Origin of the sequence: Streptomyces hygroscopicus, from assembly GCF_026168105.1 — a bacterium.
GTDB classification, from domain to species: domain Bacteria; phylum Actinomycetota; class Actinomycetes; order Streptomycetales; family Streptomycetaceae; genus Streptomyces; species Streptomyces hygroscopicus_D.
Genome location: NZ_LBMW01000018.1, coordinates 35,547 through 50,383 on the forward strand (window position 1 = coordinate 35,547; position 14,837 = coordinate 50,383).

The following is a 14,837-nucleotide window of genomic DNA, read 5'->3' on the forward strand; positions in this document are numbered from 1 at the left end:
ACAAACGAACCATGGAAGTCCGTTCAATGTTGTACCACTTTAAGCGGACCGCGGTCCACTTCGTGTGACACTGTAAACGGACCAGGGTCCGATTGTCTTCCCGGGGAGCTACGCTGAAGCCATGACCGAGCCGCTCGCACCTTTCCCCGTGCCGCAGGACGACCCAGGCGGCCTGACGGACCTCGCCCTCATGCCGCCCGTCGGCGCGCCCCAGCTGCGCGCCGACGCCGCGCGCAACCGCACACGTCTGCTGGAGGTGGCCGCCCGCCTGGCCGCCGAGCGCGGTATCGCGAACGTGACCATGGATGACATCGCCTGCGGCGCGGGAGTGGGCAAGGGCACCGTCTTCAGGCGGTTCGGTGACCGTACGGGCCTGCTGGTGGCGCTGCTCAGCCATCACGAGGAACAGCTCCAGGCCGCCTTCCTGTCCGGGCCCCCACCGCTCGGCCCGGGAGCTCCCGCGGCCGAGCGGCTGCGTGCCTTCGGCTCGGCCGTGATCCATCATGAGCGCCTGTACCGGGACTTCTATCTGGCCGCCCACGCCGAGCCCGGCCGCCGCCGCACGAACCCCGCGTACCAGTTGCGGGTGGCCCACGTCTGCATGCTGCTGAGGGAGGCGCGGGCGGACGGCGACATCGAGCTCGTCGCGCACACGTTGCTCGGTTATCTGGAAACGGTGCTCATCGACCACCTGCTCACCCGCCGCGGGGTGACCCTGGAGCGTCTGCAGGCCGGCTGGTGCGACCTGGTCGACCGCTACACGGGCCGATGTACCGGCTGAGGCGCGCATCCGCCGCGCCATGATGGTGGCCATGACCACCCACAGCAGAAGAGCGGAGATGTTCGTCCCCGCCGAGCACGATCCCCGGGTCCTCGGCCCCGCCACCGGCGACGAGCGCACCCTCCTCAATGACTTCCTCGGTGCCCAGCGCGCCACGCTGGAGCTCAAGTGCACGGGACTGGGCGCGGAGTTGTCGCAGCGGTCCGTCGCACCGTCCACGCTCTCGCTGCTCGGCCTCCTGCGGCACCTGGCCGACGTCGAACGCCGCTGGTTCCGGCAGGTCCTGGCCGGTCAGGACGTGCCGCCGCTGTTCTCCTCGCCCGCCGACCCCGACGGCGACTTCTCCGGCGCGGTGCCCGCCCCCCGGGTCATGGCCGATGCCTGGAAGGCCTGGCGGACCGAGACGGCCTTCGCCGAGGCGTTCGTCACCGCCGCGCCCCACCTCGATGTCGAGGGCCAGGACTCCTGGCGCGGCACCGTGTCGCTCCGCTGGGTGCTCATCCACATGATCGAGGAGTACGCCCGTCACAACGGCCACGCGGACCTGTTGCGGGAGCGCATCGACGGGTCGATCGGAGTGTGAGGTCGATCGAGGTGTGATGCCGGGCGCCCCGGATGCCGGACGAGCAGTGCGGCGCGTGGGCGCCCACCCTCCCGCCCTCCCGGCCCCGTGACGTTTGTCCAGGTCAGCGACGTATTATCGGACATGACAACGGTCACCGGTGCAGGCTTTGCCGAGTGGCGTCCAGATGCGTTTCACTGCGGTCGTGGCATCGGATGCGAGGGGGAAGGCGGACCAGATGAGCGACCACGGCCATGGGCACGGACCGGGGGGCCATGCAGGGCACTCGCACGGCGTGTCGGCGGACGCCGACCGCCGCTGGCTGGGCCTGGCCCTCGCCCTGATCACCGTGTTCATGGCGGCCGAGGTGGTCGTCGGCGTCGTCGCGGGATCCCTGGCGCTGATCTCGGACGCGGCCCATATGCTCACAGACGCCGCCTCCATCGTGCTCGCGCTCATCGCGATGCGGCTCGCCGCACGCCCGGCCCGCGGCGGCTTCACCTACGGGCTCAAGCGCGCGGAGATCCTCTCCGCCCAGGCGAACGGCCTCACCCTGCTGCTGCTCGGGGCCTGGCTGGCGTACGAGGCCGTACGGCGGCTCATCCATCCGCCGCAGGTCGCGGGCGGGCTCATGCTGGCCACCGCCCTCGCCGGGATCGTCGTCAACGTGGCCGCCGGCTGGTGCATCTCGAGGGCCAACCGGACCTCCCTCAATGTCGAGGGCGCCTATCAGCACATCCTCAACGACCTGTTCGCCTTCATCGGCACCGCGATCGCCGCGCTGCTGGTCGTCCTGACCGGCTTCGAACGCGCCGACCCCATCGCCACGCTCGTGGTCGTGGCGCTGATGGTGAAGGCCGCGTACGGGCTGCTGCGCGAGTCCGGCCGAATCTTCCTGGAGGCCGCGCCCGCCGACGTCGACCCGGACGCGCTCGGCGACCGGCTCGTCTCCCGGCCGGGCGTCGTCGAGGTGCACGACCTGCACGTATGGCAGATCACCTCCGGTCAGGCCGCCCTGTCCGCACACATCCTCGTGGAACCCGGCGGCGACTGCCATGCGGTGCGCCGCGATCTCGAGGACGTCCTGCGCCACCAGTACCGCATCACGCACACCACTCTTCAGGTCGACCATGCTCCCGAGCAGGTCCTGCAGGTGACGCTGCACGGCGACCGGAACCAGGCGGAGGACCCGGCGCACTGCGAGGCCCCGCACGGACCGGTCCACCGGGAGGAGCCGCACCACCACTGACGGCGGCCGCCGTCCTCGGCGGCGGCGAGCGCACTCCTCATCCGTTTTGACCCTTTCTTTCCATTTCTTTCGGCGAATACCTCTGACTGAGAGCTATTGTCGAAGAGTGGAGTCGGAGAGCCTTGCCGACGATCTGGCCGAAGCTCTCGTCGGAGTGCAGCGGCTGATCCGGCGGCGGCTGCGCAGCGGGATGACCGCACCACTGCTGCGCGGCGCCGAGGTCGAGCTGCTGCGCCTGGTCGTGGCGCGGCCGGGCCTCGGGGTGTCGGACGCGGCCAGGGAGCTGTATCTGGCGGGCAACTCGGTCTCGACGCTCGTCAACCGTCTGGTACGGGACGGCTATCTGATCCGCGAGACGGACCCGGCCGACCGGCGGGCCGCGCGACTGCTGCCCACCGAGGCGGCCGAGGCACGGCTGCGTGACTGGCGGGAGCGGCGCACCGCACTCGTACGCCGACAGGTGGGCCGCCTCGAGGAGGCGGACCGCAAGGCGCTGGAGGTGGCCCTTCCGGCCCTGCGGAGGCTGGCGGAGAACCTGCACGAGGAGGCCGAGGAGACATGACGCGGAACGCGACCGACGACGGGGCTCCCGGGGGAGACGCCGTCACCTGTACCGGACTCGCCTACTCCTTCGGGGAGACGAAGGCGGTCGACGGACTCGACCTCGGCGTCCGCGACGGCGAGGTCTTCGGACTGCTCGGTCCCAACGGTGCCGGCAAGACCACCGCCATCCGCTGCATCACCACGCTCCTTCCGGTTCCGGCCGGCATGGTCGGCGTGTTCGGCCATGACGCGGCCCGCGAACGCATGGCCGTACGGCGCCTGCTCGGCTACGTGCCCCAGCAGCTCTCCGCCGACTCCGGGCTCACCGGGCGGGAGAACGTGGCCCTGTTCGCCCGCGTCTTCGACGTCTCCCGCCGCGAGCGGGCCCGGCGCGTCGAACAGGCCCTGGCGGCCGTCGACCTCACCGCCGCGGCCGACCGGCTCGCCAACACCTACTCCGGTGGCATGGTCCGTCGGCTCGAACTCGCCCAGGCCCTGGTCAGCGCTCCCCGGCTGCTCATCCTCGACGAGCCGACCATCGGCCTCGACCCGATCGCCCGGACCAATGTGTGGGAGCACATCAACGCCGTACGCGCCGCCACCGGCATGACCGTCCTCGTCACCACGCACTACATGGACGAGGCCGACCAGTACTGCGACCGGGTCGCCCTCATGCACCACGGCCGCGTCCGCGCCCTCGGCACCCCCGAGGAGCTCAGGAGCGGCCTGAGGGACCGACTCGGCACCGAAGGTCCGCTGCCGACGCTGGAGGACGTCTTCCGTGACGTCGCCGGCAGCGGACTCGACGACCAGTCAGGAGACTTCCGCGATGTCCGAAGCACCCGCCGCACCGCGTCCCGCGTCGGCTGACCGCCTCCACCCCGTGGAGCTCGACCTGCTGGTGGTTCCCCCGCGGGCCCGTACCGGCTGGAAGGTGCTGCCCGCCCGCGTCGTCGCGATGTGCGCGGTCGAGCTCCAGAAGCTGCGCCACGACCGCACCGAGCTGTACACCCGGGCGGTCCAGCCGGCGCTGTGGCTGCTCATCTTCGGGGAGACGTTCACCCGGATCAAGGCGATCCCCACCGGCGGGATCCCGTATCTCGACTACCTCGCGCCCGGCATCATCGCCCAGTCCGCGATGTTCATCGCCATCTTCTACGGCATCATGATCATTTGGGAGCGGGATGCCGGGATTCTCACGAAGCTGCTGGTCACACCGACGCCCCGGGCCGCGCTCATCACCGGCAAGGCCTTCGCCGCCGGCGTGAAGGCACTGGTCCAGGCGGTCGTCGTCGTCCTGATCGCGGCGGTGCTCGGCGTCGCGATGACCTGGAATCCGCTGCGCCTGCTGGGCGTGGCGGTGGCCGTGGTCCTGGGCTCGGCCTTCTTCTCCTGTCTGTCGATGACGATCGCGGGCATCGTCCTCACCCGTGACCGTCTGATGGGCATCGGCCAGGCGATCACGATGCCGCTGTTCTTCGGCTCCAACGCCCTCTATCCGGTCGCGGTCATGCCCGGCTGGCTCCAGGCCGTCAGCAAGGTCAACCCGCTGAGCTACCAGGTCGACGCGCTGCGCGGTCTCCTGCTCGGCACCCCGTCCCACCTGCCGGCCGACTTCACCGTCCTGACGGTGGCCGCGGCCCTGGGCGTCACCTCGGCCTCGTCGCTGCTGGGGCGGCTGGCCCGCTGAGCGCGGGCCGGGGCCCGGCCGGGCCGGAGTGTGTCGACGATCCGTGCCGACGGCGGAGGTCATCTCTTCTGCCAGAACGCCATCAGATCCGCGAGAGCCCTGATGATCTCGGGGCGCTCCGACGCCTCCGCCTTGCGCAGGCTGATGACCAGCGACAGCAGGATCATGGCGACGAAGAGGCCGACCACGTAGAGGAAGAGCTGCGGAGCAGCTGCGGCCATTTGTTCGAGCACGGCCCACATACCGCCTCCCGAAGGTCCCGGGCCGCCGCTTCCGAGAGACTGTGGCGCCGTGCGGTGAGCGGCTCGATGCCCACGACCGCGGTGTCCTGCTCGGCGAGTTCGGCGGGTACGGCGTCATCGAGTCCGGCGAGTTCGGCGCCCATGCGGCTCCGTCTCGTCGACGCTGGCGGTGGCGGGGAGGACTCCTCGTCGCCGCCTGACCAGTTACTTCGAGGTATCAAGATAGCCGTACGGACACCGTCACCACGCCTGACTCGCACATTCGTTCACTCGTTAGGACGCTTATCGGCCCCCATGCCGCGCGTCTGCGCCGGGTCAGCCCAGCAGTGGGATCTCGATGGCGGGGCAGCGGTCCATGACCATCTCCAGACCGGCCTCGCGCGTTCTGCCGTACGCCCGCTCGTCGACGACGCCCAGTTGGTACCAGACGGCCTTGGCGCCGATCGTGACGGCATCCTGGGCGACCGCGCCCGCCAGGTCGCTGTTGACGAAGACGTCGACGACGTCGACCGGGAAGGGGATCGCGCCCAGCGAGGCATAGCCCCGCTCGCCGTGGACCGTCTCGGCCTTCGGATGGACCGGAACGATCCGCTTTCCGAAGCGCTGGAGGACGGCAGCGACCCCGTAGGCCGCACGGCGCTGGTTCGTGGACAGGCCCACGATCGCCCAGGTGTCGCCCAGCTCGGTGAGGATCTTGCGGATCGTTGCTGAGTCGCCGTACACGGCCGGTCCCCTTCGACGTCCCGCGGCGCGGAAGCCACGCGCCGCCTGCTGTGCAGGCAACAGCGGGCGGGAGACGGTGATTCCCCACGGCCCGGCGACCGGCCGCGGGGAACCGGTCCCGCAGACGCTGTCCGGAAAGGTGCCCGCTTCCCTGCGCCGGGGCGTTCGCCCGCCTACGCTCACCTCGTGCTCCGTATCATCGACGACCGCACCGGCGAGCCCACCGAGATCCGTCCGGGCCTGGTCCGCGTCCACGCGCACGTGGCCGGGACCGACACGTCGGCCCTGCGTGTGCTGCTGGTGGCCGATGTACTGGCCCGGGCCCTGGAACTCGGCGGCACGCCCGTCGTCACGGTCGGCGCCCCGCCCGCCGCGCTCCGGGTGCGCGCCGACGACCTCGGCATCCGCCCCACGGAGCCGGACGCGCCGGGGGTCGGACGGGCCCTGCACGTCCTCGGCGCGCGGGACAGCGCACCCGCCGGGGTACACCTCGAGGTCGCCCCGGCGACCGGTCCCGCCGACTCCGGTGCGCCACCGCCGGTCGTACGCCTCGCCCTGCTCGCCCGCCCCCGACGGGAGCCCGCCGACCTCGGCACGGCCGCGCTGACGGAGGCCCGGGACACGCTGCTGCGCTGGCGCAAGGCCGTCGCCGCCTGGGCGACAAACCCCTCCAAACCCATCCCTGAACAGGTGCGGCAGGAGCTGCGCGCCGCCTGGGAGGACGATCTCGACGTGCCCGCCGTCCTGGCGGCGCTGCGGCGCGTGGAGGGCGCGGACGACATGCCGGACGGCGCGCGCTTCGAAACGTACGCTTACGCCGACCGGCTGCTCGGTCTCGAGCTCACCCGCGAGATCGGGGCCCAGACATGATCACCCGTTCCGGAGCGGGCCCACTGCGCCGACTCGTGGTGCTGCGGCACGCCAAGTCCGCGTGGCCCTCGGGCGTCGCCGACCATGAACGGCCTCTCGCGCCACGCGGCCGCCGCGACGCCCCGGCCGCCGGGCGCGCGCTCGCCGAGGCCGACTGCCTGCCCGACCTCGCGCTGTGCTCGACGGCTGTACGCGCCCGCGAGACCTGGGAGCTGGCCTCGGCCCAGTGGGGCACCCCGCCGCCGGTACGCCTCGAGCCACGGCTGTATGCGGCCGACGTACCGGACCTGCTCGAAGCCGTGCACGAAGTACCCTCCGTGGTACGGACGTTGCTGCTGATCGGGCACAATCCGGGGCTCGCGGAGCTGGTGCTGTCCCTCGCCGGGGACGGGCTCGACGACACGCTGGACCGGGTCCGCGCCAAGTTCCCCACCTCGGCAATCGCCGTCCTCGCCTGGCACGGCGTCACCTGGGACGCCCTCGCCCCCGCCACCGCGTTCCTGACGGACGTGACCGTGCCGCGGGGTACGGCGCAGTAGCGGCTAGCCGACGTGGACCCGGGGGCGGCGCGCCGGGTCGGGCTCGGCGCGGCGCAGCACCTCCCGCGTGACCGGGGCGACCTCGCCGTCCCCGAACACCAGGAAACGCAGCAGATGGCTGAACGGGTCGCCCTCGGTCCAGTTGAAGTAGGCGTGCGGCACCTCGCCGGTGCGGTCGCGGAGCTCCATCAGGACCGCCGCGATGGTGTTGGGCACGGTCGCGCCCGCCACCCGCAGCCTGCGCACCCCGTGCTTCTCGTCGCCGTGCACGCTCAGATCGGCGGTGAAGTCCGAGGAGTCGGTGACGAACACCTCCAGGAACAGCACCGGCCGTCCGTCCGGGATATGGGTCTGCTCGCGCTGGCTGTACTCCTTGGCGCGGTACTCCCGGGTGCTGTGCTCCTGGGGCTCATTGGCGATCAGCCGCAACGGCCCGCTCGCTGCCGCCTCGTCGATGAACCGGGCCGCGTCCTCGTCGAACGTGACGGCCGCCGCGCGCAGTTCGAAGGCTCGGTGCACACGTGACGCGAACGACGTGACCAGGATCGCGACGATGAAGATCAGTGCGATCTTGATGCCGTCCGGGCGCTCGATCACGTTCGTGACGAGGGTGTACGCGAGGACCGCGGTGATCGTTCCGAAGCCCGCGGCGGCGGCCCGGTGGCCGCGCCGGTGCACGGCGACGGTCGAGGCGAACGCCGCCGAGAGCATCAGCACGAGGACGCCGGTCGCGTACGCGCCGCTCTGCTCGTCGACGTTGGCGTCGAACCAGAGCGTGATGAAGAACGCGGCCGCCATGAAGACCAGGACTAGGGGGCGTACGGCGCGGGTCCACTCCGGGGCCATGCCGTAGCGCGGCAGATACCGCGGTACGAGGTTGAGCAGGCCTGCCATCGCGGAGGCGCCCGCGAACCAGAGGATCGCGATCGTCGCGATGTCGTAGACGGTGCCGAAGCCCTCCCCCAGGTGCTGGTGCGCGAGATAGGCGAGCGCGCGCCCGTTGGCCGGGCCGCCGCTCTTGAAGGCGTCCTGCGGGATCAGGATCGTGGTCGCCAGGCTGGACAGCAGCAGAAGGCAGCTCATGATCACGGCGGCCGTGGTGAGCAGCTTGCGCGTGTCGCGCACCCGTCCGGCCGGGTCCGCATACGTGTCCGACGGGTCGCCCTTGACCTGTGGCATCACCGCCACGCCTGTCTCGAAGCCGGACATGCCGAGCGCCAGCTTCGGGAAGACCAGGAGCGCCACACCGATCATCGCGAGCGGTGAGGAGTGCTCCGCGGTCATCGCGTGCGTCCAGTCGCCGATCCTCACCGGGTGGCTCAGCACCTCCCAGGCGGAGACGGCCAGCACGACGACGTTGAGGGCCAGGTACGCGGCCACCAGCGTCACCGCGATACCGATGGCCTCGCTGAACCCCTTCAGGAAGACGGCACCGAGCGCGGCGAGCAGGAAGAGGGTGATCCAGGTGTTCCCGCCGTCCATCCAGTGCGGAGTGAATGGGTTCTCCACCACGTGGGCGGCTGCGTCCGCGGCCGACAGCGTCATCGTGATCATGAAGTCGGTGGCCGCGAAGCCGAGCAGGACGAGGACGAAGACCTTCCCCGCCCACCACGGCAGCAGGCGCTCCAGCATGGCGATCGAGCCCTCGCCGTGCGGGCTCTCATGGGCCACCCGGCGGTAGACAGGGAGCGCGCCGAGGAGGGTCAGCGCGATCAGCACGAGCGTGGCGAGCGGCGACAGGAGCCCGGCGGCGAGCGCGGCGATACCGGGCTGGTAGCCGAGGGTGGAGAAGTAGTCCACACCGGTCAGACACATGACCCGCCACCAGGTGTGGCCCTGGTGCTCGGCGTCCGGGGTGGCGTGCGGACCCGGGTGCCGGGCCGTCCGCTCGCTCAGGCCATCCAGGAGCCAGGCCCGCCAGCGGGCCGGGGCGGCGGAGGGCCGCGAACGGCCCGGCTCTGCGGCGTCCGGGCTCTCCACCTGGGTGCCGGTCATGTTGCGATCTCCCTGTGATCGGTCGGGCGGCCCGGCGGGCCGCTGCTGTGGCCGGGTCTGCGGACGACACCGGACGTCGGGACGACGAGCGAGTATCCACTACGACGACGTGTGCCCCGGCGCCGGGGGCGAACGCACAGGGGGCCCTGGCGGGGGCGACGAGCCGGGAGCCGGGATGCCGGTCCGCGCACCGCGCCGCCAGGTCCCGGCCCTCGTGCGGCGCGCGCCCGGCCACCGCATACGCTGGGCCGATGCAGGACGAGTACCGCACAGTCGCCCGCGCGGGCGTGCACGAGACCGAGGTCAACCGCTCCCGCTTCCTGTGCGCCCTCGCCCCGGCCGCCACCGAGCAGGAGGCCCAGGACTTCATCGCGGGCGTCCGCAAGGATCACGCGGACGCCACCCACAACTGCTACGCGTACGTCATCGGCGCGGACGCCGCGGTCCAGAAGGCGAGCGACGACGGCGAACCGGGCGGCACCGCGGGCGTGCCCATGCTCCAGATGCTGCTGCGCAGGGACATGCGGTACGTCGTCGCCGTGGTCACCCGGTATTACGGCGGCGTCAAGCTGGGCGCGGGCGGGCTCATCAGGGCGTACGGGGGAGCGGTGGGCGAGGCCCTGGACGCGGTCGGCACGCTCACCCGCCGCCGCTTCCGGCTCGCCACGGTGACCGTCGACCACCAGCGCGCGGGCAAGGTGCAGAACGATCTGCGGGCGACCGGCCGCGAGGTGCGGGACGTGCGCTACGGCGAGAACGTCACGATCGAGATCGGGCTGCCCGACGCCGATGTGGAGGCGTTCCGGGCATGGCTCGCGGACGTCACAGCTGGCACGGCAGGGTTCGCACTGGGCGGAGAGGCGTACGGGGACGCATGACGGACCGACGGCCGTCCTTGCCGCGCCGGTCGGGGTGCAAGGACCGGCGCAGCACCAGCCAGTTGGCATGGCCGTCGGCCGGGTTCTCGTCTTTGGCCTTGAGGGCGAAGGCCGTCCAGTCGTAGAGCCGCTCGCCCTTGGCGCCGTCGCCGCAGGAGCGGCGTTCCCACTGGTCACGTGCTCTTCGCGTAGTGGAGCAGGTCGTCGGCGCGTTTCACAATGACGTAGTCGCGGACCGCGTCACGCAGCCGCTCGGCGTCCCACACCGATCCATTCAGCAGCCACTGCATCCTGTCCGCGGTCACATGCCAGGCACGTTCCGACAGCGTCCAGCCGTTCTTCTCCGGCAGCTCCGCCGGCAGCCCCTCAATGAATTGCGCGAACACCGCCCGAGGCTCCGGCCGGTTGAACAAGTACCCCAACGAACCAGTCAAGGTGGCCAGTTCAGCATCCCACCCGGCTATCTGCCCAGCCGTCACACCCAGCATCATGCCCGGTCAACGACACCACGCAGGCACCGTCACAAGATCTCCGGCTGTAGTACCTGCTTCAGCAGGGCAAAGAATGCGATTCGCGCTCTTTCCACCGGCCGGATCGAGGAGCACGGGGATCTCCTTGACGCCGCGGTCAAGCACTTGACGCACCGCGACATCGACGTGCACGGGCTTTTCGAAGACCTGATGGGATAGCGAGACGGGGGGACACAAGCTGTGACGGATTCCTGGGTGGGCGGCGACATCGACGGTCTGGCCGCCATGGGCACCGCCCTCACCGGTGCCAAGGAGCACCTGGACGACATCGTCAAACCGCTCAGCAAGGGAGTCGACAAGCTCGTCAAGGACGCGGGCTGGAAGGGCGAGGCCGCCGAGAAGTTCGAGGCCGCCTGGACCAAGGACGCGATCACCGCCGGCGGCTTCGCCGAACTGGTGTACGCGGTGGGCAAGGAGCTCACCGACCTGGCCACCAACCTGTCCTCAGCCAACACGGCACTGCAGAACGCCGCCCATGTCGCCCAGAAGAAGGGTGTGTCCATGGGGCCGAAGGGGGAGCCCATCCCCCTCGCGACGAACAACCCGCCCTCCGAGAAGGAGGAGCAGGCAACAAAGGACAACAACGACTACACCACCCTCTACACGGAGCTGATGCACCAGGCCCAGCGTGCCCGGCTCCTCGCCGCCAAGCACATCGGCCAGCTCTACGCCGAGATCGACCCCAGCGAGCCGATGCAGAAGGGCGACAAGATCGTGGTCGCCGACTACCTGCGCGGCCTGTGGACCGCTGGGGCGGAGGGCGACCGGGCGCTCAGCCTGGACATGGCGGACGACATCAAGCACGCCCAGGAGGAGCACGACAAGGCGCTGTCCGCGCTGAAGGACGAGGAGGCCAAGTTCCGGACGGCGGACGCGAACCTCCCCAAGGCATTCAAGCTGCGCGGGGAGTGGCAGGCCGCCGCCGACCAACTCGACAGCCTGGAAGGGCGGCTGGCCGGGCTGGAGAACGGCAGCTCCCATATGCCGTACGACCGGTACCTCAACTACAAGATGGCGGACGTCCTGCGCGGCAGTGAACTCGCCGAGGGCGCTCCCCGGTTCCTCAAGGAGATCCCGGTAATCGACGTCGCGGCCACGGTGACCGCCGGCGGTCTGGAGGCCGAGCAGGACCACGACGAGGGCTGGTCCTGGGGCCACTCGGTGCTCGTCGACGTGGGCGGCGGCCTGGTGGCCCTGGGTGCCGGTGTCGGTCTCGCGGCCTCGATCCCGGTGGACGGGGTGGTCGCCACGGCCGCGGTCGGCGGCGCGGTCGTCGTCGGCGTGGGAACTTTCGCCGACAAGCTGTTCCACGAGCACTGGAGCGAGGACTGGGACGACCACGGCGCGGTCGTGGGCACGCTGTACGGCATCGGCCACTCCGGGGCCCAGGCGTGGCACGCGGGCGAGGGTATGGTGACCGGCACCGGCCACTGGATCGGCGACAAGTCCAAGGCGCTGTGGAACAAGATCTTCTGATGTTGGTGGGGACGACATGATAAGTACGGCGGACGGCGTCCCCGGGGAGCAGGTGGAGCCGGCGGCGATTCCGCGCCTGGGCACCACCTGGTTCGACCGGGGCGCCGGGTACTGGCTGCGCCGGATCGCACATGGCTGCTTCCAGCTCGCCCTGCTGCTGTTCGCCGGGCTCGTCGTGACCGCCTTCTACGCGGGGTTCTGGGAAGCGGTGGGGGTGCCCCGCTCCGTACGTACCGCGGTGTACGCGGTGACGGTGGTCGCCTGCCTGCTCAGCCTCGTCGCGGGTTTCGTGCGCACCCGGCGCGCACCGGTGGAGATCCCCAACCCCGAGCAGGCATGGCGGGAGCACCGTTCCCGGCAGCGCAGGAACGCCGCCTCGGCCGCCGGCGGCCGCTGGACGCTGCTGCTCCTCGCGCCCGTCCTGCCCGCCACCGTCGCCTGGGCGATCGGCACCTGGGCCGCCCCGACGCTCGCGCGCCGCACCGCCGCCGAGATCGGCGCCCGCGAGGACTACGAGCGCCGGGTACGCGAGCAGGAGGAGCGGGTCGAGGCCGCCCGACCGCTTCCGCCCCGCAACCGGGCCGAGCGCCGCCACGGACGCCGCTGAGCGCGGGCCCGGGCCGGTTGCCCAACCCGTCTGCGTCGCCGCCCAGTTGACTGGCTCGCACAGCCCGGCGTACGCCGAACCCTCCGCACCCGGCGGCCCTTGGCCGTAGTCCGGCCGGGCGACGACCGGGAGCGGACGACCTGCCCCGGCGCCCGGTCATCACGGTGAACCAGTGGCCGTGCAGCGCTCGTGAGCACGGCAGGCAAGGATTCGGTCGGGACTGAGCGCGGCACAGCTGGAGGACCGAGGTCTCACCTACCACGTCTATTCGTCGTATCACGCGACTGCTCAGCACGGTGAAGCGGCGCTGTTGCTCGATGAGCACTACCGGTGTCATCCCGCCATCGCGGATGTGGTCAACGGCTATTGCCACGCCGGCCAGTTGCAAGTCCTCACCGATGTCCGCAGCCAGGTCCCAGCCGTCAACGCTTCCCGTGCCTCAGGGCTGTCCCGTAATCCCCGGCGGGCGCACGACGACAGCCACGGCACCTCGCTGCGTTGTCGGATCGACCGAATACGCCCAGTATGAGGACGACCCTCCGCCTTGCGATGCACCGCATCTGACGCCGCGCGCTGATCCACCGGGGATTACGGGACAGCCCTTCGCCAGACCGCCTTCCGGGGATTGGCCGAATTGGAGCAGTCCGCGCCGGACAGGTAGGCATCCCCCGGATGCCTACCTATTTGGCCGTGGCAGCGACGAATCGAGAGGCGTTGTGCAGAGTTGGTTCTGCTCCTGTGGTGTCCAGGGGATGGAGACAACCTCGTATGTGGAGTCGTGGACCATCTCCACCGGCGTGTTGGTTGATGTGAGATCGCGATGATCGCGATGTGGGGTCAGTGGTGAATCAGGTGCCGGCAGGCGTTAGCGTGATGGGTGCCGGCCTGGGATTCCCGTGCTGGCTTGTGCTGGTTTTTTGGGGCGTTACCGAGAGAAACATGCAGGTCAGGTCCGTTTTATGAGATTGCTGCACACTTCCGACTGGCATCTGGGCCGGGCGTTCCACCGCGTGAACATGCTCGACGCCCAGGCCGAGTTCATCGACCGTCTCGTCGCCACCGTGCGCGAGCGCGGCGTGGACGCGGTGGTCGTGTCGGGAGACGTGTACGACCGGGCGGTGCCACCGCTGGCCGCCGTCGAACTGTTCGACGATGCCCTGCACCGCCTCGCCGCCCTCGGCGTGCCCACGGTGATGATCTCCGGGAACCACGACTCGGCGCGCCGCCTGGGCGTGGGGGCGGGGCTCATCGGCCGCGCCGGGATCCATCTGCGCACGGAGCCCGCCGCCTGCGGCACACCCGTCGTGCTGGCCGACGCCCACGGCGACGTGGCCTTCTACGGCCTGCCGTATCTCGAACCGGCCCTGGTCAAGGACGAGTTCGGGGTCGAGAAGGCGAGCCACGAGGCGGTGCTCGCGGCCGCCATGGACCGGGTTCGCGCGGATCTCGCCACGCGGGCGCCGGGCACCCGTTCCGTCGTCCTCGCCCACGCCTTCGTCGCCGGTGGCGAGCCCAGCGACAGCGAGCGGGACATCACGGTCGGTGGGGTCGCCGCGGTGTCCGCCGTCGTCTTCGACGGCGTGGACTACGCGGCCCTGGGCCATCTGCACGGCAGCCAGACCGTCACCGAGCGCGTGCGCTACTCCGGTTCCCCGCTGCCGTACTCCTTCTCGGAGGCCGCCCACCGCAAGAGCATGTGGCTCGTCGATCTCGGCGCCGAGGGCTTTCTCGCGGCGGAGCGTGTCGACTGCCCGGTGCCGCGGCCCCTCGCCCGGATCCGCGGGCGGTTGGAGGACCTGCTCGCGGATCCGGAGCTGGAGCGCCATGAGCAGGCCTGGGTGGAGGCCACGCTCACCGACCCGGCGCGGCCCGCCGAGCCCATGGCACGGCTGACCGACCGCTTCCCGCACACACTCAGTCTTGTCTTCGACCCCGAGCGCGCTCCGGAGGACGCCGGCGTGTCGTATGCGCGGCGGCTCGCGGGCCGCTCCGACCAGCAGATCGCGGAGGACTTCGTGGCCCACGTACGCGGAGCGCGACCCGACGCACACGAACGGGCGGTGCTCCAGGCCGCGTTCGACGCGGTGCGCGCCGACCAGTCGGTGCGGGAAGTCGCCCGGTGACCGCCTCGCACCCACCGGACACCTCGTAC

General features: G+C 70.8%; 17 protein-coding genes. 13 read left to right on the top strand and 4 right to left on the bottom strand.

What is annotated here, in order from left to right:
* The first annotated feature begins 121 nt into the window (after positions 1 to 121).
* The 6 genes from AAW14_RS18755 to AAW14_RS18780 all read left to right on the top strand — a co-directional run bounded on the left by AAW14_RS18755 (position 122) and on the right by AAW14_RS18780 (position 4,825).
* Positions 122 to 781 carry a TetR/AcrR family transcriptional regulator gene (locus tag AAW14_RS18755; RefSeq protein ID WP_265565018.1) on the top strand — a complete coding sequence of 220 codons (660 nt, stop codon included), beginning with the start codon at positions 122 to 124 and terminating at the stop codon, positions 779 to 781.
* A 31-nt stretch (positions 782 to 812) separates the two neighbouring features.
* A complete protein-coding gene (locus tag AAW14_RS18760; RefSeq protein ID WP_265565019.1) occupies positions 813 to 1,364 on the top strand; it encodes a DinB family protein in 552 nt (183 codons plus the stop codon).
* 217 nt (positions 1,365 to 1,581) lie between these two features.
* Positions 1,582 to 2,592, top strand: a complete 1,011-nt coding sequence (locus tag AAW14_RS18765; RefSeq protein WP_265565020.1) for a cation diffusion facilitator family transporter — start codon at positions 1,582 to 1,584, stop codon at positions 2,590 to 2,592.
* A 106-nt stretch (positions 2,593 to 2,698) separates the two neighbouring features.
* On the top strand, positions 2,699 to 3,154 hold the full coding sequence (locus AAW14_RS18770; protein ID WP_265565021.1) for a MarR family winged helix-turn-helix transcriptional regulator: 456 nt from the start codon (positions 2,699 to 2,701) through the stop codon (positions 3,152 to 3,154).
* A complete protein-coding gene (locus tag AAW14_RS18775) occupies positions 3,151 to 4,005 on the top strand; it encodes an ABC transporter ATP-binding protein (RefSeq protein ID WP_265565022.1) in 855 nt (284 codons plus the stop codon). The genes AAW14_RS18770 and AAW14_RS18775 overlap by 4 nt, the downstream gene beginning before the upstream one ends.
* On the top strand, positions 3,965 to 4,825 hold the full coding sequence (locus tag AAW14_RS18780) for an ABC transporter permease (protein WP_265565023.1): 861 nt from the start codon (positions 3,965 to 3,967) through the stop codon (positions 4,823 to 4,825). Before AAW14_RS18775 ends, AAW14_RS18780 begins: the two co-directional genes overlap by 41 nt.
* A 59-nt stretch (positions 4,826 to 4,884) precedes the next feature.
* Here the strand turns inward: AAW14_RS18780 and AAW14_RS18785 are convergent, their stop codons facing one another.
* Positions 4,885 to 5,046, bottom strand: a complete 162-nt coding sequence (locus AAW14_RS18785) for a hypothetical protein (RefSeq protein WP_265565024.1) — start codon at positions 5,044 to 5,046, stop codon at positions 4,885 to 4,887.
* Positions 5,047 to 5,382: 336 nt separating this feature from the next.
* A complete protein-coding gene (locus AAW14_RS18790) occupies positions 5,383 to 5,790 on the bottom strand; it encodes a CoA-binding protein (RefSeq protein WP_265565025.1) in 408 nt (135 codons plus the stop codon).
* A 186-nt stretch (positions 5,791 to 5,976) separates the two neighbouring features.
* Here AAW14_RS18790 and AAW14_RS18795 point away from each other — a divergent pair, with 186 nt between their 5' ends.
* Together AAW14_RS18795 and AAW14_RS18800 are read left to right on the top strand one after the other, a co-directional pair.
* A complete protein-coding gene (locus AAW14_RS18795; protein ID WP_265565026.1) occupies positions 5,977 to 6,660 on the top strand; it encodes a hypothetical protein in 684 nt (227 codons plus the stop codon).
* A complete protein-coding gene (locus AAW14_RS18800) occupies positions 6,657 to 7,199 on the top strand; it encodes a SixA phosphatase family protein (RefSeq protein WP_265565027.1) in 543 nt (180 codons plus the stop codon). Before AAW14_RS18795 ends, AAW14_RS18800 begins: the two co-directional genes overlap by 4 nt.
* A gap of 3 nt (positions 7,200 to 7,202) precedes the next feature.
* Here the strand turns inward: AAW14_RS18800 and AAW14_RS18805 are convergent, their stop codons facing one another.
* The gene (locus tag AAW14_RS18805) at positions 7,203 to 9,194 is read right to left on the bottom strand and encodes an amino acid transporter (protein ID WP_265565028.1); all 1,992 of its coding nucleotides are present in this window, start codon (positions 9,192 to 9,194) and stop codon (positions 7,203 to 7,205) included.
* A 251-nt stretch (positions 9,195 to 9,445) separates the two neighbouring features.
* Here AAW14_RS18805 and AAW14_RS18810 point away from each other — a divergent pair, with 251 nt between their 5' ends.
* A complete protein-coding gene (locus tag AAW14_RS18810; protein ID WP_265565029.1) occupies positions 9,446 to 10,072 on the top strand; it encodes a YigZ family protein in 627 nt (208 codons plus the stop codon).
* Between the two features lie 173 nt (positions 10,073 to 10,245).
* On the opposite strand, the gene AAW14_RS18815 is transcribed toward AAW14_RS18810, so the two are convergent.
* The gene (locus AAW14_RS18815; protein ID WP_265565030.1) at positions 10,246 to 10,551 is read right to left on the bottom strand and encodes a hypothetical protein; all 306 of its coding nucleotides are present in this window, start codon (positions 10,549 to 10,551) and stop codon (positions 10,246 to 10,248) included.
* On the opposite strand from AAW14_RS18815, the gene AAW14_RS39760 reads away from it, so the two are divergent.
* The 4 genes from AAW14_RS39760 (at position 10,447) to AAW14_RS18830 (ending at position 14,808) form a co-directional block, all read left to right on the top strand.
* On the top strand, positions 10,447 to 10,761 hold the full coding sequence (locus AAW14_RS39760; RefSeq protein WP_416223332.1) for a DUF6317 family protein: 315 nt from the start codon (positions 10,447 to 10,449) through the stop codon (positions 10,759 to 10,761). The two genes, AAW14_RS18815 and AAW14_RS39760, sit on opposite strands and share 105 nt — an antisense overlap.
* A gap of 21 nt (positions 10,762 to 10,782) precedes the next feature.
* Entirely contained in the window at positions 10,783 to 12,078 is a 1,296-nt protein-coding gene (locus AAW14_RS18820) for a WXG100 family type VII secretion target (RefSeq protein WP_265565031.1), read from the top strand.
* Positions 12,079 to 12,094: 16 nt separating this feature from the next.
* Positions 12,095 to 12,685: a hypothetical protein gene (locus tag AAW14_RS18825; protein ID WP_265565032.1), complete on the top strand. Its 591-nt coding sequence runs from the start codon at positions 12,095 to 12,097 to the stop codon at positions 12,683 to 12,685.
* 959 nt (positions 12,686 to 13,644) lie between these two features.
* On the top strand, positions 13,645 to 14,808 hold the full coding sequence (locus AAW14_RS18830; protein WP_265565033.1) for an exonuclease SbcCD subunit D: 1,164 nt from the start codon (positions 13,645 to 13,647) through the stop codon (positions 14,806 to 14,808).
* The last annotated feature ends 29 nt before the right edge of the window (positions 14,809 to 14,837 follow it).

Coding starts and splice junctions, on each gene's coding strand:
- AAW14_RS18805 (WP_265565028.1), bottom strand. CDS start 9,194: ATGACCGGCACCCAGGTGGAGAGCCCGGACGCCGCAGAGCCGGGCCGT.
- AAW14_RS18800 (WP_265565027.1), top strand. CDS start 6,657: ATGATCACCCGTTCCGGAGCGGGCCCACTGCGCCGACTCGTGGTGCTG.
- AAW14_RS18755 (WP_265565018.1), top strand. CDS start 122: ATGACCGAGCCGCTCGCACCTTTCCCCGTGCCGCAGGACGACCCAGGC.
- AAW14_RS18785 (WP_265565024.1), bottom strand. CDS start 5,046: ATGGCCGCAGCTGCTCCGCAGCTCTTCCTCTACGTGGTCGGCCTCTTC.
- AAW14_RS18810 (WP_265565029.1), top strand. CDS start 9,446: ATGCAGGACGAGTACCGCACAGTCGCCCGCGCGGGCGTGCACGAGACC.
- AAW14_RS18775 (WP_265565022.1), top strand. CDS start 3,151: ATGACGCGGAACGCGACCGACGACGGGGCTCCCGGGGGAGACGCCGTC.
- AAW14_RS18825 (WP_265565032.1), top strand. CDS start 12,095: ATGATAAGTACGGCGGACGGCGTCCCCGGGGAGCAGGTGGAGCCGGCG.
- AAW14_RS18830 (WP_265565033.1), top strand. CDS start 13,645: ATGAGATTGCTGCACACTTCCGACTGGCATCTGGGCCGGGCGTTCCAC.
- AAW14_RS18760 (WP_265565019.1), top strand. CDS start 813: ATGACCACCCACAGCAGAAGAGCGGAGATGTTCGTCCCCGCCGAGCAC.
- AAW14_RS18765 (WP_265565020.1), top strand. CDS start 1,582: ATGAGCGACCACGGCCATGGGCACGGACCGGGGGGCCATGCAGGGCAC.
- AAW14_RS18780 (WP_265565023.1), top strand. CDS start 3,965: ATGTCCGAAGCACCCGCCGCACCGCGTCCCGCGTCGGCTGACCGCCTC.